The following is a 6,338-nucleotide window of genomic DNA, read 5'->3' as shown; positions in this document are numbered from 1 at the left end:
CTTGTCCTGATTTAAATTTAATCCACTATAGTGGCGAGGCAATGCTAACCGAAGCAGTGGCGGGGTGGTTCGGTTGGCGTTTTATCCTTTGGGCACCATCCAGCCGACGCCGCGGATGTTTTTAATGTGTTCTTTGCCGATTTTTTTGCGCAGGGCGTGGATGAGGTAGTCGATGGCGTTGCTTTCCACTTCTTCGCCCCAGCTGTAGATTTTGTCTTCGAGGTTGCTGCGGGAAAGGATGGTGCCGGGGCGTTGGAGCAGGGCTTCGAGGATGGCGAATTCTTTGTTGCTCAGCGCGATAGGCTCGCTTTGGTCGGCTATTTCCACGTGGTGGGTGGCGGGGTTGAGGGTGAGGACGCCGTTGCTAAGCAGGAGGCTAGTGCGTTGGTGTTGGCGTCGCAGGACGGCTCGGATGCGGGCTTGCAATTCGGCCATGTCGAAGGGTTTGACGAGGTAGTCGTCGGCGCCGCCGTCGAGGCCGGAGAGGCGGCTGTGTAGGTCGTCGCGGGCGGTGAGAATGAGTACGGGGGTGGGGTTGCCGCTGCCGCGCAGCTGTTGCAATACGTCGAGGCCGTCTTGGCCGGGCAGGCCGAGGTCGAGCAGGATGAGGTCGTAGCTTTGGCTGCCGAAGGCGGTAACGGCGGTGCGGCCGTTGTTGATCCAATCTACGGCGTAGCCGCTGTCTTTGAGGCTGCCGGCTACGGCGTCGGCAATCATGGTGTCGTCTTCGATGAGGAGGATGCGCATGGCGGTTTGGCTTGGGGTGGGAGGGGGATGGTGGCAGTATAGCAGGCGTGAATTAGGGGGAAATTAGGGCGGAAAGGTTTGGGCTGGGCAGCAACTTTGTGCTGCTATGTTTTCAGGTAGCCTCCATGTTGGAAGGCTACCTGAAAACATAAATTGCAACTAAGTATAGTAGATTGAAATCAGAATGCTACGGTGTGGCGCTTAATCCTGATCGGCCAACCAATCCACATAGCGGCGCACACCGGTGGCCACGTCGTCGAATTCTTCGGTATAGCCAGCGGCGCGCAGGGCACTGATGTCGGCTTGGGTGAAGCTTTGGTATTTGCCTTTGAGCGCGTCGGGGAAGTCGCTATACACAATCAAACCTTGTGCCACCAGTTCTTCCAGCGGCAGTTCGGGCTTGCCTTCGCGGGCGCGGCAGGCGTTGACGGTGGCGGCGGCCAGGTCGTTGAAGGGCTGGCTGCGGCCGGTGCCGCAGTTGAAAATGCCGGATACTTCGGGATGGTCGTAGAAGAAGAGGTTTACTTTGACTACGTCTTCCACGCAGATGAAGTCGCGGCTTTGCGCGCCGGCGGGGTAGCCGTCGTAACTGCCGAACAGGGTGACGCGGCCGTGCTCGCGGTATTCGTGGAAGTGGTGGTAGGCCACGGAGGCCATGCGGCCTTTGTGCTGCTCGCGGCGGCCGTATACGTTGAAATAGCGCAGGGCAACCACTTGATTGTGCAGCCGTGCCATGCGGCGGCGCAATACTTGGTCGAACAGGAATTTGGAATAGCCGTACACATTGAGCGGGGCTTCCAATTCGCGCTGTTCGCGGAAGGTTTGGCCTTTGCCATATACGGCAGCGGAGGAGGCGTGGATCAGGCGGATACGGTCGTCTTGGCACCAGTCGAGCAGGTCGAGCGTGTATTGGTAGTTGTTGTCCATCATGTACACGCCGTCGTGGTTCATGGTGTCGGAGCAGGCGCCTTGGTGGAAGATGGCTTCGATGTCGCCGCCGTTGATTTGGTGGGCGCGCACTTGGCGGATGAATTCGTGTTTGTCCAGATAGTGCGCAATATCGGCCTGCACCAGATTGCGGAATTTGTCGGCGCGGCTGAGGTTGTCCACCGCGATGATGTCGGTGATGCCGCGCCGGTTGAGCGCGTGCACGATGTTGCTGCCGATAAAGCCGGCGGCGCCGGTAACGATGATGGTCATGAGCTTTTCCTGATAACGGGTTGGCGGGTATTTTAACCGATTTCAGGCTACCTGAAACTTGAATATCCGCTCTTGGAAACCATATAGCAGCCCAATACAAGATAACAACAAGGACAGTATCATGACCACCCAATCCGCCAATCTGCGCACCCGCTTTATTTTTGACGACCAGCCCGTGCGCGGCCTGCATGTGCAGCTGCAAAGCGTGTGGCAGCACATCGTACAGCGCAAACCCTACCCCGCCGCCATCCGCAGCGCACTGGGCGAGCTGCTGGCCGCCGGCGTCCTGCTTTCCAGCAACCTCAAGCTGCCCGGCAAGCTCATATTGCAAATCCAAGGGCAGGGCGACCTCAAAATGCTCGTGGCCGAAACTGACTCCAACCACAGCTGCCGCGCCACCGCCCGTTGGAACGAACAAGCCAACTTAGACGACGGCCGCAGCCTGATTGAGCTGCTCGGCGAAAACGCCGTATTCGGCATCACCCTCCAGCCCAACGAAGGCGAACCCTGGCAAGGCATCGTACCGCTCGAAGGCAGCAACATCGCCGAAATGCTCAGCGCCTATATGCGCCGCTCCGAGCAGCTCGACACCCACATCAGTCTCGCCGCCTCCGAACACGCCGCCGGCGGCCTGCTGCTGCAAAGGCTGCCCGAACAGCAAATCGACGCCGACGCCTGGACGCACTACACCACCCTAGCCGACACCGTTACCCCGCAGGAATTGATCGAGCTCGACGCCCAACACCTGCTCTACCGCCTATTCCACGAAACCCCGCCGCGCGTGTTCGAGCCCGAACAAATCGAATTCGCCTGCACCTGCTCGCGCGGCAAAGTGAGCGATATGCTGCTGCTTCTGGGTGGGCAGGAAGTGGGCAATATCGTGGCCGAACAAGGCAGCATCGCCATCGACTGCGACTTCTGCGGCGAAAAATACGTGTTCGACGACACCGACGTGCAAGCCCTGTTCGGCATGGAAATCGAAGCCATGACCGGGCAGCAACTGCAATAAGGCCGCATTGTCTTAATTGTATAAAAAGGCTACCTGAAAACTGTTGCTCGGTTTTCAGGTAGCCTTTTGTTGAATATGTTTCAGGTAGCCTGTGTCGTTGCAGGCTACCTGAAAATCTGTAGGGTGGTCCGCTGCGTTCATTTGCTCTGTCGCAAGCGGCATGTTCCTGTTCGGTGTACAATGCCGCCGTTCAACCATCAATCAAGGAGCTCCCATGCCCAGCACCCAAACCCAGATTGCCGGTTTCTCGTTTGACAACTGCCTCATGAACGCCGCCGGCGTGGCTTGCATGAGCATTGCCGAATTGGAAGAAGTGAAAACCTCCGCCGCCGGCAGCTTCGTAACCAAAACCGCCACCCTCGAGCCGCGCGCCGGCAACCCCGAGCCGCGCTATCGCAACGTGCCGCTGGGCAGCATCAACTCCATGGGCCTGCCCAACCACGGCATCGATTACTACCTCGACTACCTGCTCGACCTGCAAAACCGCGAGCCGAACCGCACCTTCTTCCTCTCCTTGGTGGGCATGTCGCCCAGCGAAACCCACTCCCTCCTGCGCAAAGTGGAGGAGAGCGGCTTTAGTGGCCTCACCGAGCTCAACCTTTCCTGTCCCAATGTGCCGGGCAAGCCGCAGATTGCCTACGATTTTGAAACCACGGAAAAAATCCTCGGCGATGCCTTTGCCTATTTCAGCAAACCGCTGGGCATCAAGCTGCCGCCCTATTTCGATATCGTCCACTTCGACCAAGCCGCCGCCATCTTCAACAAATTCCCGCTCAAATTTGTGAACTGCGTTAATTCAATCGGCAACGGCCTGTATGTGGAAGACGAAACCGTGATCATCCGCCCCAAAAACGGCTTCGGCGGCATCGGCGGCGAATACATCAAACCCACGGCGCTGGCCAATGTGCACGCCTTCTACCAGCGGCTCAACCCTTCCATTCAAATCATCGGCACCGGCGGCGTGCTCACCGGCCGCGATGCTTTCGAACACATCCTGTGCGGTGCCAGCATGGTGCAAGTGGGCACCACCCTGCATAAAGAAGGCGTGCCCGTCTTCACCCGCATCACCGAAGAGTTGAAAGCCATCATGGCTGAAAAAGGCTATGAAACGCTGAACGATTTCCGCGGCAAATTGAAATATTTGGACTAACCGCAATCGGCGTATCCAATAATAAAGGCTACCTGAAAAATTTCAGGTAGCCTTTTTATCTCCGCAACCAAGCTGCCGCAGGTTTTAAAAATGGTTTTTCAATTCACGCAGGGCGGTGAAGACTTGTTCTTCGCTGTGCAGGCTTTGGTTGCTGAGTTCGGCGGTGCGGGAGGCTACCTGAAAATCGGCGGTGCGCAGGAAGGGGTTGATTTGCCGCTCGTGGGCGAGGGATACGGGCAGGGTAGGCGTGTGCACGGCGGCGGCCAGGCTGTGGGCGATTTCGGGGTTGTGCGGCTCGATGTGTGCAGCGAAACGCAGGTTGGCGGCGGTGTATTCGTGGGCGGGGTAGAGCAGGGTATTTTCAGGTAGCCTGTTGATGCGTTGCAGGGAGGCGAAGAGTTGGGCGGGGGTGCCGTCGAAAACGCGGCCGCAGCCGGCGGAAAAGAGGGTGTCGCCGCAGAAGAGCCTGGCTGGCTCGTCCGCTTGCAGCAGGTAGCTGAGGTGGGTTTGGGTGTGGCCGGGGGTGTGCCAAACTTCCACTTGGCTTTGCCAGAGCGGCCAGCGGCTGCCTTCGCCTACGGTGTGGGTGGCCTGTGGGATGTCGTGGTTGGCGTAAACGCGGCAGTCGGGGAACTGGCGGATGAGCTCGGGCAGGCCGGCGGTGTGGTCGGCGTGGTGGTGGGTAATCCAGATTTGGCACAGCACCAAGCCGTGGGCTTTCAGGTAGCCTGCTACGGGGGCGGCGTCGCCGGGGTCGATGCAGATGGCTTCGTTGCCTTGTTGGAGCAGCCAGATGTAGTTGTCGGCAAGGGCGGGAATAGGCGTGATTTTAAGCATGGTGGCGATGTTAATAAATTGACAAAAAGATGGTCGGTTGCTAGCCTTCACAACATTTTACACGATAAGGGGAGCGGCAGATGACTGCTGTGGATTATGTAGTGAATTTGGTGTTGAGCGGGATTTTGATTGTGGGGGCGTATCAGTTTTATTTTTTCACCCAGCGCCACCCGCTGCGGCCGGCGCAGGTGCTGCATTCGCCGCTGGATGAGAAGATTCCGTTTGTGGCTTGGTGGTCGTGGGTGTATAGCTTTTTGTATTATCCGGCGATTTTGTATTTAAACTGGCTGATGGCGGATTCGCGCCAGTTTGTGATGACGGCGTTTAGCTTTTTGATTTTGCTGTTTGTGCAAATGATGTTTTTCTGGCTGTGGCCGGTGTCTACGCCGCCGCACTGGCGCAGTGTGAACACGGGCAAAACGGCTTCGGAGAAGTTTTTGCTGTTTGTGCAGAAGTTCGACCAATCCACCAACTGCTTCCCGAGTATGCACGTTTCGGTGGCGATGCTCACGGCCATGTATGCCTATCCGAGCATGGGCGCGGTGGCATTTGCCTTTCCGGTACTGATTGCGCTTTCCTGTATGTTTACCAAGCAGCATTATCTGATGGATTTGCCCGCCGGCGCGTTTTTGGGCTGGCTGGTGTTTAAGCTGTATGGCTGGCTGATGTTGGGATAAACGGGAGGCTACCTGAATATTCAGGTAGCCTTTTTTACGGCAGGGCAGCTGGGTATCAGCGTTCGCGGCGCACGCTTTGCCGCCAGCGGCCGTTCACCAGCCGTCTGGTGATGACTTCGGTGTAGGCGCCGTTGCCTTGCCGGCTATCCCGTGTGGTGATGGCGATTTTACGTGGCGCACGGCCGGGGATAATCTGCCAGGTTTCTTCGATATGGAAGCAGCAGCCGTCGCGGGATTCGGTGCTCAGGGTGCGGCGGGCAGGGTCTATTCGGAACAGGCCCATGTAGGCGGAGGCGAGCTCGGTGAGCTCACGGCTTTTAATGAAGCGGCCGGATTGGGTTTGCACGTAGATATCGTAGCTGGGGCTGCCGTAGGAACCGCCATTGCCGTTGCGGATGGCCAGGTCGGGTTTGCCGTCGAAGTTGAAGTCGCCCATTTGCACATCACTTGGCCACAATCCATTGTTGTGGAAAGCGAGTTGTTCGCTGCGGAAGCTTTGCGAGAAGCTGCCGTGGCGCAGGGTGATTTTGGCTGGGCCCATGCAAATCAAACCATCTCTGTCGCAGCTGTCGCTTTGCACTTCGGCCTGCCAGCCGGGAGGCAGGTTGGTTGCATCTACCGTTAGACTGCGGGCGTGGGCGGTGAAGGGCAGGGCGGTAAGCAGGAGTAGTAGGGTGGGTTTCATGGCGATTTCCAATGCTGGGGAAAGGGTTGGCGT

At 57.9% G+C, this 6,338-nt stretch carries 7 protein-coding genes; 3 read left to right on the top strand and 4 right to left on the bottom strand.

Annotated features, from left to right (window positions below; translation table 11 throughout):
* Positions 1-81: 81 nt before the first annotated feature.
* Together HMPREF2541_RS08545 and rfaD are read right to left on the bottom strand one after the other, a co-directional pair.
* The gene (locus HMPREF2541_RS08545) at positions 82-747 is read right to left on the bottom strand and encodes a response regulator (protein WP_023887318.1); all 666 of its coding nucleotides are present in this window, start codon (positions 745-747) and stop codon (positions 82-84) included.
* Positions 748-948: 201 nt separating this feature from the next.
* A complete protein-coding gene (gene rfaD / locus HMPREF2541_RS08540; RefSeq protein WP_003824009.1) occupies positions 949-1,947 on the bottom strand; it encodes an ADP-glyceromanno-heptose 6-epimerase in 999 nt (332 codons plus the stop codon).
* Positions 1,948-2,068: 121 nt separating this feature from the next.
* Between rfaD and hslO the strand changes: the two genes are divergently transcribed.
* Both hslO and HMPREF2541_RS08530 read left to right on the top strand, forming a co-directional pair.
* The gene (gene hslO / locus HMPREF2541_RS08535) at positions 2,069-2,956 is read left to right on the top strand and encodes an Hsp33 family molecular chaperone HslO (RefSeq protein WP_023887316.1); all 888 of its coding nucleotides are present in this window, start codon (positions 2,069-2,071) and stop codon (positions 2,954-2,956) included.
* Positions 2,957-3,170: 214 nt separating this feature from the next.
* Positions 3,171-4,106, top strand: coding sequence for a dihydroorotate oxidase (locus tag HMPREF2541_RS08530; protein WP_070543109.1), 936 nt, complete (start codon positions 3,171-3,173; stop codon positions 4,104-4,106).
* 84 nt (positions 4,107-4,190) lie between these two features.
* Here HMPREF2541_RS08530 and gloB read toward each other — a convergent pair whose 3' ends face one another.
* Positions 4,191-4,943: a hydroxyacylglutathione hydrolase gene (gene gloB / locus HMPREF2541_RS08525; RefSeq protein ID WP_070543106.1), complete on the bottom strand. Its 753-nt coding sequence runs from the start codon at positions 4,941-4,943 to the stop codon at positions 4,191-4,193.
* A gap of 80 nt (positions 4,944-5,023) precedes the next feature.
* Between gloB and HMPREF2541_RS08520 the strand changes: the two genes are divergently transcribed.
* Positions 5,024-5,620: a phosphatase PAP2 family protein gene (locus HMPREF2541_RS08520; protein ID WP_023887313.1), complete on the top strand. Its 597-nt coding sequence runs from the start codon at positions 5,024-5,026 to the stop codon at positions 5,618-5,620.
* A 55-nt stretch (positions 5,621-5,675) separates the two neighbouring features.
* Here HMPREF2541_RS08520 and HMPREF2541_RS08515 read toward each other — a convergent pair whose 3' ends face one another.
* A complete protein-coding gene (locus HMPREF2541_RS08515) occupies positions 5,676-6,305 on the bottom strand; it encodes an FG-GAP repeat domain-containing protein (RefSeq protein WP_070543104.1) in 630 nt (209 codons plus the stop codon).
* Positions 6,306-6,338: the final 33 nt, after the last annotated feature.

Source organism: Eikenella sp. HMSC061C02 (assembly GCF_001809035.1).
Classification (GTDB): Bacteria; Pseudomonadota; Gammaproteobacteria; order Burkholderiales; family Neisseriaceae; genus Eikenella; species Eikenella corrodens.
This window is presented reverse-complemented; position numbering and strand designations above follow the sequence as displayed.